Annotated in this window: 21 protein-coding genes, 1 tRNA gene and 1 pseudogene; 8 read left to right on the top strand and 15 right to left on the bottom strand. The window is 68.4% G+C overall.

The features are described 5' to 3' along the window. Nucleotides 1-161: pseudogene (locus tag MVA01S_RS32450) on the top strand (HNH endonuclease signature motif containing protein); the annotation flags it as partial. Nucleotides 162-239: 78 nt separating this feature from the next. On the opposite strand, the gene purU reads toward MVA01S_RS32450, so the two are convergent. The 13 genes from purU to pgm form a co-directional block, all read right to left on the bottom strand. Continuing rightward, a complete protein-coding gene (purU, locus tag MVA01S_RS21630; protein WP_003928859.1) occupies nucleotides 240-1,142 on the bottom strand; it encodes a formyltetrahydrofolate deformylase in 903 nt (300 codons plus the stop codon). A 278-nt stretch (nucleotides 1,143-1,420) separates the two neighbouring features. Next, nucleotides 1,421-2,851 (bottom strand): carboxylesterase/lipase family protein, encoded by a 1,431-nt coding sequence (locus MVA01S_RS21625; RefSeq protein WP_003928860.1) that lies wholly within the window; start codon nucleotides 2,849-2,851, stop codon nucleotides 1,421-1,423. Further along, nucleotides 2,848-3,354: a VOC family protein gene (locus MVA01S_RS21620; RefSeq protein WP_003928861.1), complete on the bottom strand. Its 507-nt coding sequence runs from the start codon at nucleotides 3,352-3,354 to the stop codon at nucleotides 2,848-2,850. Before MVA01S_RS21620 ends, MVA01S_RS21625 begins: the two co-directional genes overlap by 4 nt. A 1-nt stretch (nucleotide 3,355) precedes the next feature. Then, a complete protein-coding gene (locus MVA01S_RS21615) occupies nucleotides 3,356-4,600 on the bottom strand; it encodes a DUF1214 domain-containing protein (protein ID WP_003928862.1) in 1,245 nt (414 codons plus the stop codon). Beyond that, nucleotides 4,600-5,751 (bottom strand): sulfotransferase family protein, encoded by a 1,152-nt coding sequence (locus MVA01S_RS21610; RefSeq protein ID WP_003928863.1) that lies wholly within the window; start codon nucleotides 5,749-5,751, stop codon nucleotides 4,600-4,602. The genes MVA01S_RS21615 and MVA01S_RS21610 overlap by 1 nt, the downstream gene beginning before the upstream one ends. After that, a complete protein-coding gene (locus MVA01S_RS21605; protein WP_003928864.1) occupies nucleotides 5,748-6,872 on the bottom strand; it encodes an LLM class flavin-dependent oxidoreductase in 1,125 nt (374 codons plus the stop codon). Before MVA01S_RS21605 ends, MVA01S_RS21610 begins: the two co-directional genes overlap by 4 nt. Before the next feature lie 101 nt (nucleotides 6,873-6,973). Beyond that, nucleotides 6,974-7,417 (bottom strand): QcrA and Rieske domain-containing protein, encoded by a 444-nt coding sequence (locus tag MVA01S_RS21600; protein WP_003928865.1) that lies wholly within the window; start codon nucleotides 7,415-7,417, stop codon nucleotides 6,974-6,976. A 33-nt stretch (nucleotides 7,418-7,450) separates the two neighbouring features. Then, nucleotides 7,451-8,032, bottom strand: a complete 582-nt coding sequence (locus tag MVA01S_RS21595) for a DUF6529 family protein (RefSeq protein ID WP_169801771.1) — start codon at nucleotides 8,030-8,032, stop codon at nucleotides 7,451-7,453. Continuing rightward, nucleotides 8,022-8,462, bottom strand: coding sequence for a hypothetical protein (locus MVA01S_RS21590; RefSeq protein ID WP_003928867.1), 441 nt, complete (start codon nucleotides 8,460-8,462; stop codon nucleotides 8,022-8,024). Before MVA01S_RS21590 ends, MVA01S_RS21595 begins: the two co-directional genes overlap by 11 nt. A 321-nt stretch (nucleotides 8,463-8,783) precedes the next feature. Further along, nucleotides 8,784-9,044, bottom strand: coding sequence for a DUF3297 family protein (locus tag MVA01S_RS21585; RefSeq protein WP_003928868.1), 261 nt, complete (start codon nucleotides 9,042-9,044; stop codon nucleotides 8,784-8,786). A gap of 62 nt (nucleotides 9,045-9,106) precedes the next feature. Continuing rightward, nucleotides 9,107-9,179 (bottom strand) — tRNA-Ala (locus tag MVA01S_RS21580). A gap of 53 nt (nucleotides 9,180-9,232) precedes the next feature. Then, the gene (locus tag MVA01S_RS21575) at nucleotides 9,233-10,501 is read right to left on the bottom strand and encodes an MFS transporter (protein ID WP_003928869.1); all 1,269 of its coding nucleotides are present in this window, start codon (nucleotides 10,499-10,501) and stop codon (nucleotides 9,233-9,235) included. Between the two features lie 13 nt (nucleotides 10,502-10,514). Next, complete coding sequence (gene pgm / locus MVA01S_RS21570; RefSeq protein WP_003928870.1) at nucleotides 10,515-12,149, bottom strand: phosphoglucomutase (alpha-D-glucose-1,6-bisphosphate-dependent); 1,635 nt, start codon at nucleotides 12,147-12,149, stop codon at nucleotides 10,515-10,517. A gap of 60 nt (nucleotides 12,150-12,209) precedes the next feature. Between pgm and crcB (MVA01S_RS21565) the strand changes: the two genes are divergently transcribed. The 6 genes from crcB (MVA01S_RS21565) to mbtN are packed head-to-tail and all read left to right on the top strand — an operon-like array spanning nucleotide 12,210 to nucleotide 17,060. Beyond that, nucleotides 12,210-12,605 carry a fluoride efflux transporter CrcB gene (crcB, locus tag MVA01S_RS21565; protein WP_003928871.1) on the top strand — a complete coding sequence of 132 codons (396 nt, stop codon included), beginning with the start codon at nucleotides 12,210-12,212 and terminating at the stop codon, nucleotides 12,603-12,605. Beyond that, nucleotides 12,602-12,970: a fluoride efflux transporter CrcB gene (gene crcB, locus MVA01S_RS21560; RefSeq protein ID WP_003928872.1), complete on the top strand. Its 369-nt coding sequence runs from the start codon at nucleotides 12,602-12,604 to the stop codon at nucleotides 12,968-12,970. The genes crcB (MVA01S_RS21565) and crcB (MVA01S_RS21560) overlap by 4 nt, the downstream gene beginning before the upstream one ends. Beyond that, nucleotides 12,967-13,992: a DUF190 domain-containing protein gene (locus MVA01S_RS21555; RefSeq protein WP_003928873.1), complete on the top strand. Its 1,026-nt coding sequence runs from the start codon at nucleotides 12,967-12,969 to the stop codon at nucleotides 13,990-13,992. Before crcB (MVA01S_RS21560) ends, MVA01S_RS21555 begins: the two co-directional genes overlap by 4 nt. A gap of 58 nt (nucleotides 13,993-14,050) precedes the next feature. Further along, a complete protein-coding gene (locus tag MVA01S_RS21550; RefSeq protein WP_003928874.1) occupies nucleotides 14,051-14,311 on the top strand; it encodes an acyl carrier protein in 261 nt (86 codons plus the stop codon). Beyond that, complete coding sequence (gene mbtM / locus MVA01S_RS21545; RefSeq protein ID WP_003928875.1) at nucleotides 14,308-15,888, top strand: long-chain-fatty acid--ACP ligase MbtM; 1,581 nt, start codon at nucleotides 14,308-14,310, stop codon at nucleotides 15,886-15,888. The genes MVA01S_RS21550 and mbtM overlap by 4 nt, the downstream gene beginning before the upstream one ends. After that, nucleotides 15,885-17,060: a mycobactin biosynthesis acyl-ACP dehydrogenase MbtN gene (gene mbtN, locus MVA01S_RS21540; RefSeq protein WP_003928876.1), complete on the top strand. Its 1,176-nt coding sequence runs from the start codon at nucleotides 15,885-15,887 to the stop codon at nucleotides 17,058-17,060. The genes mbtM and mbtN overlap by 4 nt, the downstream gene beginning before the upstream one ends. On the opposite strand, the gene MVA01S_RS21535 is transcribed toward mbtN, so the two are convergent. Further along, complete coding sequence (locus MVA01S_RS21535; RefSeq protein WP_003928877.1) at nucleotides 17,057-17,656, bottom strand: GNAT family N-acetyltransferase; 600 nt, start codon at nucleotides 17,654-17,656, stop codon at nucleotides 17,057-17,059. The genes mbtN and MVA01S_RS21535 overlap by 4 nt on opposite strands. A 51-nt stretch (nucleotides 17,657-17,707) precedes the next feature. Beyond that, nucleotides 17,708-18,079 (bottom strand): hypothetical protein, encoded by a 372-nt coding sequence (locus MVA01S_RS21530; protein ID WP_051015209.1) that lies wholly within the window; start codon nucleotides 18,077-18,079, stop codon nucleotides 17,708-17,710. Between the two features lie 81 nt (nucleotides 18,080-18,160). Here MVA01S_RS21530 and MVA01S_RS21525 point away from each other — a divergent pair, with 81 nt between their 5' ends. Then, on the top strand, nucleotides 18,161-18,355 hold the full coding sequence (locus MVA01S_RS21525) for a hypothetical protein (RefSeq protein ID WP_003928879.1): 195 nt from the start codon (nucleotides 18,161-18,163) through the stop codon (nucleotides 18,353-18,355). Nucleotides 18,356-18,446: the final 91 nt, after the last annotated feature.

Genomic DNA, 18,446 nt, shown 5'->3' with positions numbered 1-18,446 from the left:
AACCCGAACGACTCCTGCGACCACCCGAGGACCCGGAACCCGAACCCGCCGAGCCCGCCGGCGCAAACGAAGTCCACGACGCCGAACCGGACACCCCGCAACCCACCGACAACCCCGGCGAACCCGGCGGACCCGCACCACCCGACAACCGGGCGGCCTGACCGCCGCGGAGTCGCACACCGCCATCCGTATGCGCGGCGGCGCCGCACGTCTGCGCGCTGCGTCGCGGTCACCCGTGGCTAGGTGAAGACGATGGTCCGGTTACCGAACAGCAGCACCCGCCGCTCCGCATGCCACTTCACCGCGCGCGCCAGCGCCAGCGCCTCGTTGTCGCGGCCCATGGCGGCGAGTTCCCCCGGGTCACGGGTGTGGTCCACCCGGACGAAGTCCTGCTCGATGATGGGACCCTCGTCGAGATCGGCGGTCACATAGTGGGCTGTGGCTCCGATGACCTTCACGCCGCGATCGTAGGCCTGGTAGTAGGGCCGGGCACCCTTGAAACTCGGCAGCAGGCTGTGGTGGATGTTGATGGCCCGGCCCTCCAGCTCGCGGCACAGCTCGTTCGACAGCACCTGCATGTACCGGGCCAACACGACGGTGTCCGCGGAGTACCGGGCGATGATCTCCCGCAGCTCGTTCTCCGCGTGAGGCTTGGTCTCCCTGGTGACCGGAACGTGGTGGAACGGGATGCCGTACCAGCGGGTCAGCTCCTCGAAGTCGGGGTGGTTGGAGACCACGGCCACGATGTCGACCGGCAACAACCCGGAATGCACCCGGAACAGCAAGTCCGACAAGCAATGTCCCTGCTTTGAGACCATCACCACGATGCGGTGCCGGTCCGCGGCGTCGTAGAGCTGCCACGACATGCCGAAACCGTCGACGTGCCTGGAGATGACGGATTCCAGCGAGTCCCGGGCGATCGGGCCGCACTCGCGCACGAAGGCCACCCGCATGAAGAACCGTCGCGACGGCGCGTCGCTGAACTGCTGGCTGTCGGTGATCGAGCAGTCGGCCTCGACCAGCGCGTTGGCGACGGCTTGCACGATTCCGGCGCGATCCGGGCACGACAAGGTCAGGACGAATCGGACTCCGGTCGTCGCGGCGTCGTCGGGCGACAGCTGGCCTGTGGGGTCGGTAGTCACGGCATCATCCTTTCGGACTCAGATCGTAGAACGACCGGAGCGCTTCCTCGGCGGCACCTACCGGCTACCCGTGCCGGGCGGCCTCCGGTGCGCGGTGCAGACCCGCTCAAGGACGCGGTCGAGTGCGGCGAACGCGGACGTCATGTCGACCGGGGCCCAAGAGCTCTAGGTATGGATCCGTACAGCACTATGCCGATCTCGCCGGAGGTATCGGTATCGCGAAAGCGGTCGTGTTGCCAGCCGACGAACTCGGGCCGACCTGCGGACCTCACAGACCGCTATCCGTAGGCGGGATAGCAGTTCTCCCAAATAGCAAGTTGGTCTGCGCGGTGGCCGCGCGCGACGCCGGCCTCGGGGCCGAGCAGCATGGTGGGACCACCGGTACCGTCGTAGCGTTCCCAGGGCTCTCCCCCACGAACGAACTCCAGCCACAGCTGCTGAACGGCATCCGACATGTGGCGCGCAGCTTCATCGTTACCAGCAAGCGCAGGTGCAGCGTCCAGGTTGCCGAATACCAGAGCCAGACACGAATCATGACAGGCCCCGAATCCGGCACGCGGAGAGAGCCATTGCAGCTCATAGCGAAACACCGCGTTGCCGCGCTCGGCGTGTGCCCGGACGAACTGCTCGGTCGGCGCGGTGAAGTGGTAATCGGTGACCATCGCGCTGGCGGCGTCGCGAAGCGTGCGGTGGTAGGAGCGGTACGTCGCCATCACCGCGGCGGCGTCGTGACCGTCCCCCGCGAGTGCGTGTGCCCTGTCCCGCACGTACTGCTCGGTGAAGACGCTGTCGTCGAGCACGGCGTCGAAGATCCGCCATTCGTCGCGCGTCGTCCCGGCGAGGATCGGAATCGGCGGCATGTCGCGCGTGCGCGCGGCCACCAACGGGTGCTCGGCGATCACGTCACCGTCGATGCAGGGATGAAACGGGCCCTGCGGCGGCACGAATCCGCTGTCGATGCCGCACTGTGCGGCAAGGATTTCCTCGACGGCGGGCTCGTTGCCGCCTCTCAGGGCACCGAGTTGTTCGGCCACCGCCGCGGCAGCCGCCGTCGAACGCACGCGCTCCAGGCCACCGCTCTGCAGGATCGCGCGGTCGAAGAGATCGCACCCGCCCGCGAGCATCGCCGATATCGCGATCGCACCGGAGGACTGACCCGCCACCGTGACCGAACCCGGATCGCCGCCGAAAGCGCCGATCTGCTCGCGCACCCACTGCAGCGCGTGCCTCTGGTCGCGCAGTGCCAGGTTGGTGGAACCGACCCCGTGCCAGTCCGGCGCGTACAGCGACCCCAGCACCCCGAGCCGGAAGTTCAGCGTCACCACCACGATGTCGCCTCGGCGGGCGAGTCGCGCACCGTCGAGGAGTGGAGCCGATCCGTGCCCCTGTGCCTGTCCGCCGCCGTGCAGGAAGACCAGCACGGGTCGGCGGCTGTCGTCGGCCGCGGGCGTCCAGATGTTGAGCGTCAGGCAGTCCTCGCTCATCGTGAGACCCCGCTTGGCGAGCCGCTGCGGTGAGATGTCCTGCGGAGAGATCGGCCCGAACGCGGTCGCCTCCCGCACGCCCGTCCAGCTCGGCACGGGTTGCGGTGGGCACCAACGCCTCTCTCCGGTCGGTGGCGCCGCGTACGGCACACCGCGAAACACGACGACGTCTGCGGTCGAGTCGCCGCGCAGTGCTCCGTACGAGGTGTGCGCGACCGCGGTCACGGGTGCTCGGTCAGTGGGTAAGTCTCGGCCATCTCACCGCTGAGCACCCGGCTCAGGAAGTCGCGGCCCTTGACGCTCACCACTTCCACGCGCAGCCCGCTGCGCGGGTCGCGCAGGAACGCGACACCGGCACCCGTGCGCTCCAACTCCCAGCCTTCGTCCTGCAGCCGCGCGGCGTCGTCGCGCCAGCGCTGCGCGTAGTAGCCGATGTGGTGCATACCGCCGAGCGTCGGTTCGGCGAAGATCGAGTCGACGGCGGGGACGACTTCGATGAGCTCCAGGTACGGCGGGCCGGATGTGGAGAACGCGAGGCGGACCGGCTGGTCGTCGCTGGATCCGTCCGGGCGGGTGAAGCCGCTGCGCATTTCGAACGGCGGCGCCCACGTGATCTGCATGGCTCCGGCGAGTGACTGCATGGCCGAGACCAGATCGGGGACAAGGTGACCCACGTGGTAGACATTGTCGAAGGCCGATGCGGCCAGCGTCTGGAGTTTCGGGTCCATGTCAGATCCTGTACCTGCCTCGGATGGCGTCGAAGCGTTCGTGCAGCTGCGCGGCCCGCTCCTCGGACGTGACACGTCGGGTGTCGGCCGGCAGCACGGTATCCAGTTCGGCCACGGGGACGACCCTGGTGCTGACCTCGGGCAGCTGCCGGCTCCCGATGACGCGCATCGTGAGATACCCCTCGCTGAAACGCTGGGTGTCGATCCAGTTGTGCACGCCGGGGTCGTTGTGCGCCATCACCATTCGCACGCGGCCGTCGGGGTCGACCGCCGATCTGCTCGGTGTGTGGCTCACCGGCCGGTACAGGTAGTCCATGCTGTTCCAGAACGCGCCCATGTTGGTCAGCATCCAGAACTCCCCGTCGTCGGGGAACTCGAAGATCAACGCTTCGTCCGGGCTGAGACGCCACGGCATCGTGACGATGAGCCGGCCGCGGCGCGCATCGCGTTGCTCCGCCGTGCCGGCGAACCGGGCTCCGGGAAACACATTCGGCTCGGGCTCGCCGAACAACGAGCCGATCTGCAGTTCGCGGTCGGGCCAGTCCGTCATCACCCCGGCGAGGAAGTCGCCGGCCCACTGCATCGACGCGATCAGATCCTGCGGCGTCGGCACCGGACGCGGCTCGTCCATCTCGATGCGCTCGATGCTGAATTGCGCCGAGCGCTCCGCCCAGGAGTCGAAACCCTGCCGCATGAACAGTTTTCGCGATCCCGGGGTGGTCGGTAGCCAATTCTGTTCTCGCCGGGGGCCACCGACGTAGAGTTCGAAACTGCCGTCGGGCTCGGTCACCAGGTCGTCGCCGGTGATGTTCACCTCGGGCGTGTCGCCGAACGGCTCGTGCAGGTTCGGGTGATCGGCGCCGTAGTACACGTCCTTCTCGGGACGCGGCCCTTGGACGGTGAAGTTGAGGAACCGCGCAGTGCCCCGGTCCCCCGCGATCCGGTACGTCGACGTGCCGTCGATCCACGCCTGCAGATAGACGAAGTCGGCGTTGTCGCCGCCGAGCTTGCGGGTCGGCCCGCAGAACGGGTGAATCTGCGGATAACGGGTGTTCTTGGTCTCCAAGGCGAGATCGTAGGCCTGGCCGAGGTTCTGCGTCAGGTAGCGGAAGGCGTCGGCCCGCTGCAGGGCGTTTGCCGGGGAGGTGTCCTTGAACGCGAGATCTCCTGCGTCCCTGAGCCGGTCGCAGAATTGGTGCCAGGCTGCGCGCAGCGCCTGGTCGTCGTCGGTGTCACCGAAGGCCATCAGCGCCTCGTCTCGATGTCGATGCCGAACCGCTCGCGATAGGTGGCGAATTCGTCGTGCAGCTGTTGCACGGGAACCGGCAGCACGTCGGTGGAGTAGCTGAACTTGCCGTAGCGGTCGCTGCGATTGGTGACAAGGTAGTCGCACATCGTCTTCTCGGTGTTGGCCGTGAAGGGCACTCCGGCGAAGTCGTAGAAGCCACCGATCGTGGCGACCGGGTCGGCGACGAAATCGCGGTAGCGGACGTGGTGGATGCGCGGGTCGTCCACGAGCGGGTCGGTGAGGTAGGCATGGAAGTTGGCTCGCGACCCCTCGATCGTGGCTTTTGCGTACTGCGCCCAGTCCAGCGTCCCGGCAAGGCTTTCGTTGATCTGCCCGAAGGCCACGACCTGCGAGGCGAGCACCTGCACGGGGTCGCGGTGCACCCAGACGATACGGGCGTCGGGATAGGTGTCGAACAGCGCTTGCAGGCGTCGGCCGTGAAAGCCTTTGAGCACCCACCGTTTCGGCGATCGGGCGTACTGGATGTGTTGCAGCATCATCCGGTGCAGCGCGTACTGCGCGTGAGGGTCCTGTGGGAAGTTCTGAATGGTCATGGGAACCCGCCACCAGGCGCTGGGATTCGTCGCGCGGAAGTCGAAGGCCCAGGTGCGTTCACATTCGGGCAATCCTTCGCCGAGCAGATCGTTGTAGGGGTGGCTGACGATCCACGGCGGGATGCGGTCGAGGATCTTGCGCCAGTCGGCATCGGCCTGCGCGCGGCGCGGATCGTCGTCGGCGGCCGGGCCGGGTGGCGGCGACGGGTACATGACCTCCCAGAACCGCAGGGCCCGCGAGTCCTCGTCCTCGGCGAGCAGTGCATGCAGCAGCGTGGTGCCCGAGCGCGGCTCTCCGGTGGCGAAGAGCGGGTCCGAGATGCGCTCCGCCGCAAGCGGTAGGCGCGCACGGTCAGCCATGAAGCGCAGACGACTCGACAGCAGTCCGTTGATCGTGTGCGCGGCTGCCCGTGAGCCGGCGTCGTCGAGCCCAGCGCTGTTGAGCCGGTCGACGACCAGTGCCACGCGCGCGGGCAGGGTGTCGTCGCCGAAGTCGGTGAGCCCCGTCGACTCCTGCGCGTCGGCGATGAGGACGTCGGTGTCCAAGAGTGTCATGGCGTGCTTCCTGTGAGCTGCAGTAGGGCGTCCTCGACCTCGCGAACTTTGCGCGCCGACTCGGCGGCGTACACCTGCCCGGCCATTCCGCTGTAGTCGAGCACCGAGACGACCCGGGCACCGGCCTCACCGAATGCGGCGATCTGCGCGGCGACCTGTTTCGGCGTGCCGTGCGGGACGACGGACAGGATCGCGGCCGGGTCGACCAGCTCGAAGAGCCGGAGCAGTCGGTCGCGGGTCAGCGCGCGCGGGTCGATGTCCTGGATGCCGCGCCAGTGCTCCCCCATCGGATGCCGGTGACCGGCGGCGGCCAGCGCGTCGGCGGTCAGCTGCAGTACCAGTGACTTCACCAGCGGACGTTGCATGATCTCGCCCAGTTCGTCGGGCTCACCGATGAGGCAGACCACCATCTTCGCCGGCGTGATCGCGTCCGGGTCGCGCCCGGCCTGCTCGGCCGCGTCCCGGATGTGCGCCAGCTGGCTCGCATACGTCTCGGGCCCGGCGCTGCCCGTCGGCCACCAGCCGTCGCCGAGCTCACCGACCAGGCGCAGCATGCGGAGACCGTTGGCCCCGATCCAGACCGGCGGCGGGCCGGTGCGGTGCAGTTCGGTGTCCAACCGTGCGTGCTCCAGCGTGAAGAACTGCCCGGCGAAGTCGATCGGTCCGTCGGCGTTCCATAGCAGCCGGATCAACCGGAGCGCCTCGGCGAATCGGCTCACCGTGGCGCGGTGGTCGAAGCCGTAGGGGGCCAGGTTCTCGCGTTCGCCGGCACCGAGCCCCAGGATGAAGCGGCCGTCGGACAGATGGCTGAGGGTCAGTGCGGACTGCGCCAGCATCACCGGGTGACGGCGGACGGTGTCGAGGACGCTGGTGGCGAGCCGGGTACGGGTCGTGCGGGCCGCGACGGCGCCGGCGAGCGCGAGCGCATCGAGGTAGCGGTGCGGCGACGGGGAGACCTCGGCGAGGTCGGTGAACTCGGGTGTCCAGATCGAGTCGGGCCAGAAGCTCACGAGATGATCGGGCAGCCAAAGGGAGTGGTAGCGACCATCATCGAGGGCTTCGAGCCCGCCGAGGTCGAGTGGCAGAGTCGTCCGAAAGAACGCGGCCAGCTCCAAGGGCATGCAGCGCAAGCTACCGGAGGACGGCGGCTACGTCTCCGAATTGCTGGGCATCTGCTCAGCAGTGCCGGGGTCGATCACCGCCTGCGAAGCAGGCGTACGGGTCAGCCTGCTGTGATCACATCACCATCCACCGCGACGGACTTGCCCTCCAGCGGTCGCGTGGCGGGTCCGTTGGCGACAGTGCCGTCGAGGTTGAACTTGCTTCCGTGACAGGGGCAGTTGATCGTTCCGTCGGACACGTCGGCCAGACTGCAGCCCGCATGGGTGCACACGGCCGAGAATGCGCGGTACACACCCGCGGTGGGCTGGGTGATGACGATGTCCTCGACGATCACTCCCGATCCGACCGGAATGTCCGCCGTGGCAGCGATCGGGGTCGCCGCGACGGCAGGCGGAACGGTCTGGTTCGCAGTCTGGTTCGCAGTGGTGCTCGCTACCGAGCCAGCGGGCGGCTGTCCGTATCCGGCGCACGCCGAAGCGCCGACGGCGACACCGGCGAGACCCGCCGAGACGAGGAACTGCTCCCGGGTGAGACAGAGCTTCATGCCATTCATGCTGATTTCCTTAGTGCCGAAGGTCTAGAAGATGAGGCCGTTGAGCTGAAAGAACCACAATGCCGAGGTCAACCACACATAGACCAAGGCAAAGAACAGGACACCGCCGGCGACCGGAATAACCCAGCCCGCCAGGCCTTTACGCGTCAGCAGGACCATCTTTGTTACGAACGCACCGTAGAAGAAGCACGCGAACAACGAGTGAAAAAGTACGCGACTGTCGGATCCGGCGAACCCGAGCGCATAAAGACAGTGCACGGCGACCGGAACGCTGGACAACACAGCCAACCGGCCGGACCACACGTGGGCGGGCACGATCCATGACGGGACGCGGCCCCGCGGCATGAGCCGGTACATGACCAGTGCCGAACCCAACTGGAAGAGTGCCAACACCACGGAAAGCGTCGCCATCCACGATTTGACCGCCGTCGGGCTGGAGAAGCCGGCCACGTTGATCGCGAAGAACTGAGGCTCATGGACTCGGCCGAAGACGCCGAGGCCGACGGCCACCAACGCCCCGGCCGCGACGGCGGCGATCAACCCGACTCCGCCGCGGGCGGCCGGCACGCGAAGCGTAGTGGTATCGGTGTCAGCGTCAGTTCGCATAGTCGCCACCGACGGGCGCGGCTTCGAACTCCCAGCTGCGTTCGCCGATCCACAATGTGCCGACGATCGAACCGTTGCGAAGCTCGCCATTGAGCCGGTTGGCACCGGTGGTGTCGGTCAGACGAACGGCGCTGTCGATCGCCGGGCCGGATAGCCAGGTCTCGATGCCGGCGTTGTCGCACGCGTACGCCTTGGCGTTCTCGCCGTCGACGGCGAGCTCAACATTCAGCACCCCTCCCCGGACCGGAATTTCCGCGACGTACTCGGCCCGCGCCGCAAATCCTTGCGGGGCCGGGAGTGCCGATGGAGCGGGTTCAGGCGGTGCGGCGACCGCGGGGGCCACCGAGGCCTCCGCGATCTGTGTGGGCGGTGCCGGGGTCTGCGCTACGTTCGCCAGCCACAGCCCAACGCCGACGACGCCGACCGCCACGATGCTTACGACGGGACCGATCGATCTGCGTGTACTCATGGCCTCGATGATTCGGGGCAGCCGCGCGCGGCACTTGAAGAGTGCAAAGAGATTGCATGGAGAACTGCGGGAGAACCGTTCGTATCACCAGAAAAGCCCCGGCCGATGGCATTAGTGAACTCATATCACGGAATCGGGAGCAGGATCTTCCCCCATCGAAGCGGAAGAACCGGAGGCCTGTCGTACGAAGTTCGCCGGTCGCAGCGGCAGCATCACTGTCCGCTATGAGCACCCGATTGGTGGAACCGGCAACTAGGCGATGCGTGGCGAGCGCCTCGAGATCTAGTTCTTCGCCTGGCGGAAAAACGGCTCAACCGTGCCGCTGAATTTCATGACCATGGGATTCCCGCGGCGATCCTTGGCGGTGGGCACCTCGACGCGCACCCAACCCTCGGCCACGTCGTATTCGACGACATTGGTCTTCTCGGCGCCGTTGAAGCGGATGCCGACGTCGCGGAGCAGCGCCTCTTCGTTGTAGAAGGGGCTGTTCGGATCAATGGAGAGGTGATTCGGGGGAACGTCGGTGACCTGGTCCTCGGACATGATCGCTTTCGGTAGATGACGCCGACCGGCGCGGCCGATTACTGAACTGCTCGTTCCGTGGGTGGAGCTAAGGGGATTCGAACCCCTGACCCCCACACTGCCAGTGTGGTGCGCTACCAACTGCGCCATAGCCCCTTGTTGTGCTCACCGAAGTTACACCACGACGCGTTGCGGTTCAAAATCGCTGGTCACGGGACTTCACCACCGGCCTCAGGACCGAGCGGGCGGGCCTGCGTGTGCTCGGTCGACGCCCGGGGCCGCGTCTCGGGCGCGAAGATCCAGCCCACCGCGGCGATGCCGAGGATGATGCCGCTGACCAGGAACGCCCAGCCGAACGAGGTGTACTGCGCGATCAGTCCCACCAGCAGCGAACCACCGATCGAGCCCAGGTCGGCCATCATCTGGAACGTCGCGATCGCGGTGCCCCCGCGCGACTTGTTGCCGACCACGTCGGCGACGGCGGCCTGCTGCGGTGAGACGAAGATCCCAGTGGCCGCCCCGGCCACGTAGGCCGCCGCCAGGAACACCGGGAACGAGCTGGTGAACCCCACCAGCGCGGTCGAGACCGCCGCCAGCGCGAGCCCGAAGATCATCAGCTTGCGTCGTCCGAGCCGGTCCGACAGATGCCCGCTCGGGATGACGACGGAGATGTTGCCCACCGCGAACGCCGTCAGCGCCAGCCCGGCCGCGCCCGGGCTGCGGCCCAGCACCTCCACCACGAACAGCGGCACCAGCGCGATGCGCAACCCGAACGACGCCCACCCGGTCGCGAAGTTGGAGAACAACGCCGCCCGGTAGGCCCGGTGACCGAACACCGACCGGAACGGCACCGGCGGTTCCGCGTCCTCGTCCTGCTGACCGACCACGGTCGAGTTGCGCAGACTGACGAACACCACCGTCGCGGCCACCAGCAGCGCGGCGCCGTAGATCAGGAAGGGCGCCGACAGTCCGAACCCGGCCGTCAGACTGCCCAGGACGGGCCCGCCCACCGAGCCGACCATGAAGCCCGACGAGAACAGGCCGGCGACCCGGCCGCGCGCATCCGGCGGCGATATCCGGATCATCAGACCGAGCGAGGACACCGTGAACATCGCCGAACCGACCCCGCCCAGCGAGCGGAAAAGCAGTAGCTGCCAATAGGTTTCGGCGAATGCGCAGGCGGCAGTGGACAGCGCGACGATGATCAGGCCGCTGAGGTAGATCCGCCGCTCCCCCAGCCGCTGTACGAGCATCCCGGCCGTCGGCGCGCCCACCAGGCGCATCACCGCGAACGCGGTGATGACGAACGTCGCGGCGGCGATGCTGACCCCGAAATGGCGCGCGTACTGCGGCAGCACCGGCGCCACCACGCCGTAGCCCAGCGCCACCACGAAGTTGGCGACCACCAGTACCCACACCTCGCGGGGCAGCCGCTGCCTGGTTGCGCCCGGACAGTCGTCCTCCGTGCGCGAACTCACGAAATGACCAGCCTCACGAAATGACCTTGTTCACCACTTCTCGGGCGGCGTCCTGGACCTCCACGAGATGGTCAGGGCCGCGGAATGATTCGGCGTAGATCTTGTAGACGTCCTCGGTGCCCGACGGCCGCGCGGCGAACCACGCGTTCTCGGTGGTCACCTTCAGCCCGCCCAACGGGGCGCCGTTGCCGGGCGCGGAGGTCAGTTTCGCGGTGATCGGCTCCCCCGCCAGCTCGGTCGCGGTCACCTGCTCGGGCGACAGCTTCGCCAGCCGTGCCTTCTGCTCCCGATTCGCCGGGGCGTCGATGCGGGCATACGCCGGCGCGCCGTAACGCTCGGTCAGCTCGGCGTACCTCTGCGACGGCGACGTACCGGTCACCGCGAGGATCTCCGAAGCCAGCAGCGCCAGGATGATGCCGTCCTTGTCGGTGGTCCACACCGAGCCGTCGCGACGCAGGAAGGACGCCCCGGCGCTCTCCTCGCCGCCGAAGCCGATGGACCCGTCGATGAGCCCGCTGACGAACCATTTGAAGCCGACGGGCACCTCGACCAGTTTGCGGCCGAGCCCGGCCACCACGCGGTCGATGATCGACGAGCTGACCGCCGTCTTACCGACCGCGGTCTCAGCGGACCACTCCGGACGGTGGGCGAACAGGTAGTCGATCGCCACGGCCAGATAGTGGTTCGGGTTGAGCAGCCCGCCGTCCGGAGTGACGATGCCGTGCCGGTCGGAATCGGCGTCGTTACCGGTGGCGATCTGGTACGAGTCCCGGTTGGCGATCAGCGAGGCCATCGCGTTCGGCGAGCTGCAGTCCATCCGGATCTTGCCGTCGGTGTCCAGTGTCATGAACCGCCACGTCGCGTCGACCAACGGGTTCACCACGGTCAGGTCGAGGTTGTACCGCTCGGCGATCGCGCCCCAGTAGTCGACGCTGGCCCCGCCGAGCGGGTCGGCGCCGATGCGGATGCCCTCGGCGCGGATCGCGTGCAGGTCGACGACGTTGGGCAGGTCGGCGACATAGGCGTCGAGATAGTCGTGCCGCTGCGCGGTGCCCAGCGCCCGTGTCAGCGGCATGCGCTTCACATCGGCGAGCCCGCCACGCAGGATCTCGTTGGCCCGTTTGGCGATCACACTCGTGGCGTCGGTGTCGGCGGGTCCGCCGTTGGGCGGGTTGTACTTGAAACCGCCGTCGCGCGGCGGGTTGTGCGACGGCGTCACGACGATCCCGTCGGCGAGGTCGCCCTCCCGACCCCGGTTGAAGGACAGGATGGCATGGCTGACCGCCGGCGTCGGGGTGTAGCGGTCCGCCGAATCGATCATCGCGACAACGTCATTGGCGGCGAGCACCTCCAGCGCGGAGGCCCAGGCCGGCTCCGACAGCGCGTGGGTGTCGCGGCCGATGAACAGCGGGCCCGTGGTCCCCTGGGCGGCGCGGTACTCCACGATCGCCTGTGTGGTGGCCAGGATGTGCGCCTCGTTGAACGCCACGTCCAGGCTCGAGCCGCGGTGGCCCGACGTGCCGAACGCCACCTGCTGATCCACGTTGTCCGGGTCGGGAGCGAGCGTGTAGTACGCGGTCACCACCGCCGCGATGTCGATGAGGTCCTCTGCTTGCGCCGGCTGCCCGGCGCGGGGGTTGGCCGCCATGGTGTCGATTCTGCTCCTTGGTGGCGCTCCGGACCGCCTCCGGGGCGGCATACTTCGCACATGGCCTACGACCGGCGTGAACTGGCTGCCGTGTTCGCCGGTGGGGCGCTGGGCACGCTGGCGCGCGCCGGCCTGGCGGTTCTTGTTCCCACCCGGCCCGACGACTGGCCGTGGGCGACGTTCACCGCCAACATCGTGGGCGCGTTCCTGCTCGGCGTGTTCGTCACCCGCCTGCTCGAACGCCTACCGGTCTCCAGTTACCGGCGGCCTTTCCTGGGCACCGGAGTGTGCGGTGGACTCACCACCTTCTCCACCATGCAGGTCGAGACCCTGACGATGCTCGAGCACGGCCACTACGGCCTGGCCGCCGGTTACACCGCGTCCAGCGTGGTGATGGGCCTGACCGTCGCCTACCTCGGCACCGTCCTGGTCCGTCAGGTGCGGGTGCGCCGATGACGCAGGTGGTGCTCTGGTGCGGCGTGGCGCTGCTCGGAGGCCTGGGGGCGGTCGCGCGGTTCACCGTCGACAAGGCCGTGTCGCGGCGGGTGTCGTCGTCCTTTCCGTTCGGCACGCTGGTCGTCAACGTCAGCGGCGCACTGCTGCTCGGATTCTTGGCGGGCCTGGTGCTTCCGCCGCACGTCGCGCTGCTGGCCGGCACCGCGTTCGTCGGGTCGTACACGACGTTCTCGACGTGGATGCTGGAGACCCACCGCCTCGCCGAGGAACGCCAGCTCTGGTCCGCTCTGGGCAACATCGTCGTCAGCGCCGGTCTGGGAGTCGGCGCCGCGTGGTCGGGCCAGGCGCTGGGAGGCCTGCTGTGACCGACGACATCGTCACCCTGACGGCATACTTCGCCGAACGCCAACGCGCGGGCAACCGGTTCGCCGCCGACGCGCTGCTGGACCTGTTCGACCGGCGGCGCATCGCCACCAGCGTGATGGTGCGCGGCATCGCCAGTTTCGGGCCGACCCACCGCACCCGCAGCGACCGGTCCCTGAGTCTGTCGGAGGACCCCCCGGTCGGCGTCTGGGCCGTCGACACCCCGGCCCGGATCTCGGCTTTGACCGACGACGCGGCCGCGCTCATCGGACGCGGTGTCCTCGCCGTCGAACCCGCCCGCATCCTGCGCGGCAGCGAACCGCGCGCCGAGGACACCGTGCGCCTGGCACTGCACCTGGGCCGCCACCAGCGCCTGTCGGGCGCACCCGGTTACCTCGCGGTGTGCGACGTCCTGCACGCCCACGGATTCGCCGGGGCCGACGTGTATCTCGGGGTGGACGGCACTGTCGACGGAATACGCCGTCGCGCACGCTTTTTCAGCCGAAACACCGATGTCCCGTTGTCGGTCGTCGGCGTCGGGACGACGACACAGGCGGTGGCGGCGGCCGACGCACTGCGCGCCGTACTGCCCGACGCGCTGTTCGGCGTCGCCCCGACGCGGGTGTGCAAGAACGACGGCAGGCAGCTCGCGAGCCCCAGCGCGTCGGACGGCCCGTACCAGCGCCTGACGGTGCACACCGGGGAAGCGTCCCTGCACCGCGGGCAGCCGATCCACCGCGCACTGGTGCAGCGGCTCAAAGACTCCGGCCATGCCAGCGGAGCCACCGTGCTGCGCGCCATCTGGGGCTTCCGCGGCGGCGCGCTGCCCCACGGCGACCGGCTTCTCCAGGTGGGCCGCCAGGTTCCGGTGACGACGGTGATCATCGACACCGCGGCCAATATCGCTGCGAGCTACCCGATCGTCGACGAACTCACCGAACGCGAGGGACTGGTCACCGTGGAGACCATTCCCGGCCTGCTCGAGGTGAACGGGGACCAGAGCTTCGGCAGCCTCTACCCCTGAACCCGCCGCTGCGAGTGAGGGTAGCCTATCTTTATTCGAAGAGGTAACCTCTGCCGCCATGAGCACGTCACCCCCGCATGGCCTCGGCGCCGCCCTTGAGGAGATCCTGCGCGACGACCTGAACGTCGACGTCACCCGCATCACGCGGGATTCGCGGCTGATCGACGACGTCGGTCTGGACTCCGTGGCGTTCGCGGTCGGCATGGTCGCGATCGAGGACAAGCTCGGTGTCGCGCTGTCGGAGGAAGACCTGCTGACCTGCAACACCGTCGGCGATCTGGAACAGGCCATCCTGGCCAAGACGCCTACGGCTCAGTGAGCGCCCTGGCTTCGGCACTGTCGCGGGCGATGACGTCCTCGTCGCGGGACCTGGTGCTGCTCGACCGCGACACCGGACGGTGGAACCGCCACCCGTGGCCGGAAGTGCATGCGCGCGCGGAGAACATCGCCGCACGGGTGCTGGACGGAGCCGACGGCGCCGTCGGCCTCGTCGGTGAACCCACGGTGGAATTCGTCGCCGGAATCCAGGGCGCCTGGCTGGCCGGCCGTGCGCTTTCGATCCTGCCCGGACCCGTGCGCGGCGCCGACGACCAGCAGTGGGCGCACGCCACCGCCGACCGCTTCGCCGGCATCGGCGTCTCGCAGGTCTTCAGCCACGGTGCGCAGCTGGAGTTGTTGCGCACCAACGGATCACCGCTGACGGTCCACGACGTGCGCGAGGCCGGTCACGCGCAGCGCTCGAGCACCCTGGCCCCGCAGACCGCCCCGCACGGCGCTCCTGCGGTGCTGCAGGGGACGGCGGGCTCGACCGGAACACCGCGGACCGCGATGCTCTCGCCCGAGGCGGTGCTGAACAACGTCGCCGGGTTGCTGCAGCACACCGCGGCAGATCCGGCCGACGACATCGGCCTGACGTGGCTCCCCCTCTACCACGACATGGGGCTCACGTTCCTGCTCACCGGCTTCCTGGCCGGTGCCGACATGTGGCTCGCGCCGACCGCCGCATTCGCCGCGTCACCGTTCCGGTGGCTGAGCTGGTTGTCGGAGAGCCGCGCGAGCCTCACCGCCGCACCGAATTTCGCGTACTCGGTGATCGGCAAGTACGCCCGCCGGGTGCCCGACGTCGACCTGGGCCGTCTGCGGTTCGCCATCAACGGTGGCGAACCCATCGACTGCGACGGCTTCCGGCTGTTCCTCGACGAACTGGCCCGGTTCGGGCTCGACCCGCGTGCCGCGGCCCCGTCCTACGGTTTGGCCGAATCGACCTGTGCGGTCACCTCTCCCACCCCGGGGACGGGTCTGTTGGTGGAGGAGATCACCGATCCCGTGACCGACGCGATACGTCGGCACGCGGTGCTCGGCCGCCCGATCCCCGGGATGGAGCTGCGGATCTCGGAGTCCGAGCATTCCGGGCGAGCCGGTGACCACGTCATCGGCGAGATCGAGATCCGCGGGACGTCGATGATGACGGGTTACCTGGGCGAGGAGCCGCCGCCTCCCGGACAGTGGTTCCGCACCGGCGATCTCGGATATGTCACCGACGACGGGCTGGTCGTGTGCGGCCGGGTCAAGGAGCTCATCACCGTCGCCGGACGCAACATCTTCCCCAGCGAGGTGGAACGGATCGCGGCACAGGTCCGCGGTGTCCGCGACGGGGCCGTCGTCGCGGTCGGCACCGACGGCGACTCCGCCAGGCAGGGGCTCATCATCGCCGCCGAGTTCCGTGGCCCCGACGAAGCGGGCGCGAGAAGCGAAGTGGTACAGCGGGTTGCGTCGCACTGCGGCGTCGTCCCCGCCGACGTCGTATTCCTGGCGCCCGGCTCACTGCCCCGGACGTCCTCGGGGAAGCTGCGACGTCTGCAAGTCAAACGAGATCTGGAGGCTTCCCGGGTATGACCTCGTCGTCCACCGACGTCGACAGCTACCGCGACCTGCTCGCGGAGGTCTTCGACGACAAGGTGACCGAATGGACGGCCGAAGCCGAAGCCTCCGAACGGTTCCCCCGCAAGCTCATCGAACACCTCGGCGCGGCAGGGGTGTTCCGCAGCAAATGGGGCCCGGCGGGCGGGCAACACCCCGACGTGGCCAAACTCAACGAGCTGGCATTCCATCTCGGCCGGCTGGGTTCGGCGGGCATCGGCGTCGGCGTCAGCCTGCACGACTCGGCGATCGCGGTGCTGCGCCGGTTCGGTAGGTCCGACCACCTCAAAGCGGTGTGCGAGCAGGCCATCGACGGCGAGGCCGTGCTGTGCATCGGCGCGTCGGAAGAGTCGGGCGGCTCGGATCTGCAGATCGTCGAGACCGAGGTCCGCTCCGTCGGTGACGGCTTCCACGTTCGCGGGGTCAAGAAGTTCGTGTCGTTGTCCCCCATAGCCGATCACATCATCGTCGTGGCCCGCGGGGTGGACAACGATCCGGCCAGCAGGCACGGCAACGTGCTCGTGATCGCCGTGCCCACCACCCAGGTCGAGGTCCAGGCGCCGTACCGCAAGGTCGGCGCCGGCCCGTTGGACACCGCGGCCGTGCACATCGACACCTGGGTGCCGGCCGACCATCTGGTGGCGCGCGCCGGGACCGGGTTGGCGGCGATCTCGTGGGGACTCGCGCACGAACGCATGTCCATCGCCGGTCAGGTGGCGTCGTCCTGTCAGCGCGTGCTGGGTGTCACCCATGCGCGCATGGTGCAGCGGCGCCAGTTCGGCGCAACGCTTTTCGAGCATCAGGCGCTACGGCTGCGGATGGCCGATCTGCAGGCCAGGGTCGACCTGCTCCGCCACGGCCTCCACGGCATCGCGGCGCAGGGCAAGTTGGATCTGCGGGCCGCCGCAGCGGTCAAGGTCACCGCGGCCAGGCTGGGTGAGGAAGTGCTCTCCGAGTGCATGCACATCTTCGGCGGTTCGGGCTACCTGGTCGACGAGACCCCGCTGGGCCGGTGGTGGCGCGACATGAAACTCGCCCGGGTCGGCGGCGGCACCGACGAGGTGCTCTGGGAGCTGGTGGCCGCGGCGATGAAACCGGACTTCGACAGCTACGCCGAGATGATCGGCGGCGCAGCACCTTCCGACTAGTCGGGCCGGTTCAGCGCGTACAGCGCCATCCGCCGGTTCGACATCTGGTGTTCGCCGAGGAAGTCACATCGGGCGTACTCGCACAACCGGCGGGCGCCGACGTTGCGGTGGTCAGGGTCGAACATGATGCGCCGGCACTGCGCTTCGATCGCGAACAGGCTGGCCGCCAGGCGCGGCAGCAGGATCGGCCCGAAGCCGCGGTTGACGATGTCGAGGTCGGCGATCGCGGCGTGCAAACCGAGATCGTAGGGATGAGCGTCATACCGCGGCGCGATGGAATCCTTTGCCGCGCGGTAGACCTCGATGTACCCGTGCGGCTCACCCTTGAACGTGCCGATCAGCGGCCGCGAGTACCGGCCGGCCAGCTGCGCGCGCAGGTAGCCGTGCCACCACTGCACCGGGCGGTCGTACTCCCACGCCTCGGCCAGGTGCGGACGGTTCATCCACTCCGAGATCATCGCCGCATCGGCGTCCGGGTCGACGAGCCGAATCTGGTACGGCTCATCGAGAAGCGGGATCGGCGGCGGCGGCACGGCGCGCACCTCGTCACTGATCTCGGTGAGCTCCCGCGGAAGGATCGGCAGAACGTCAGTCATCGTGAGCGCAGAGCCTACCCGAGCAGGTGAGGCAAGCTTTACCTACATTCGCTACGCCAGCAGCAGCACGCCGCCGATGATCAGCGCGACCACCTTGACCGACTCCAGGGCGACGTAGACGTAGTGCGCACGGGAACGCGGCCCCTCGGCGCCGGCCAGCACCTGATCGGAGCGCCGGGTCAGCGCCGGCCGGACGAACACGATCTGAGCGGCCAGCATCAGCGTCGCGGTGAGCAGTGCGACCAGAGCCGCCGCCGAGCCGCCGTTGAGCAGTGTGACCGTCACCGCCGTCGCCGCCAGCACCACCTCGCAGCCGTTGAGCGCGCGGAACACCAGCCGCCCGATGCCGAGCCCGACCTGGAGCGTGACGCCCGGGGCGCGAAACTTCAGCGGCGCCTCCAGGAAAGAGATCGCGGCCACCATGCCGAGCCAGATGAACGTCGCGGCGATGGCGACACCCAGAACACCGTGCACGGGGCGAAGCTTAGGTGAGAGGCTGAGCCGATGATCGAAGACCGCGCCGCCGAACTGCAACGGTGGGAGGACGCGGGGGCGGTGTGGCAGGTGATCGACCGCACCTCGTCGGAGGTGACCGTGGCGTTGTTGCGCTGTGACGGCGGTGAGGAGGCCGCCCGGTTCACGAGCGCGGACCCGCGACTGCTGGCGTTCATCGGAGACCGGGTCAGCAGCCAGGACTGACGCACGCAACAGGGCCACCTCGTTGTGGAGGTGGCCCTGTCATTCGGGAAGCTCGCGCCTCTGCGCCGAGATTGCATCTGGTGGGCGAAAA

The sequence above is a fragment of the Mycolicibacterium vaccae NBRC 14118 = CIP 105934 genome (assembly GCF_001552715.1).
In the GTDB taxonomy this organism is placed as follows: Bacteria; Actinomycetota; Actinomycetes; order Mycobacteriales; family Mycobacteriaceae; genus Mycobacterium; species Mycobacterium vaccae.
Note: the sequence above shows the minus strand (reverse complement) of the source record. Positions and strands in the feature narration are given on the sequence as shown.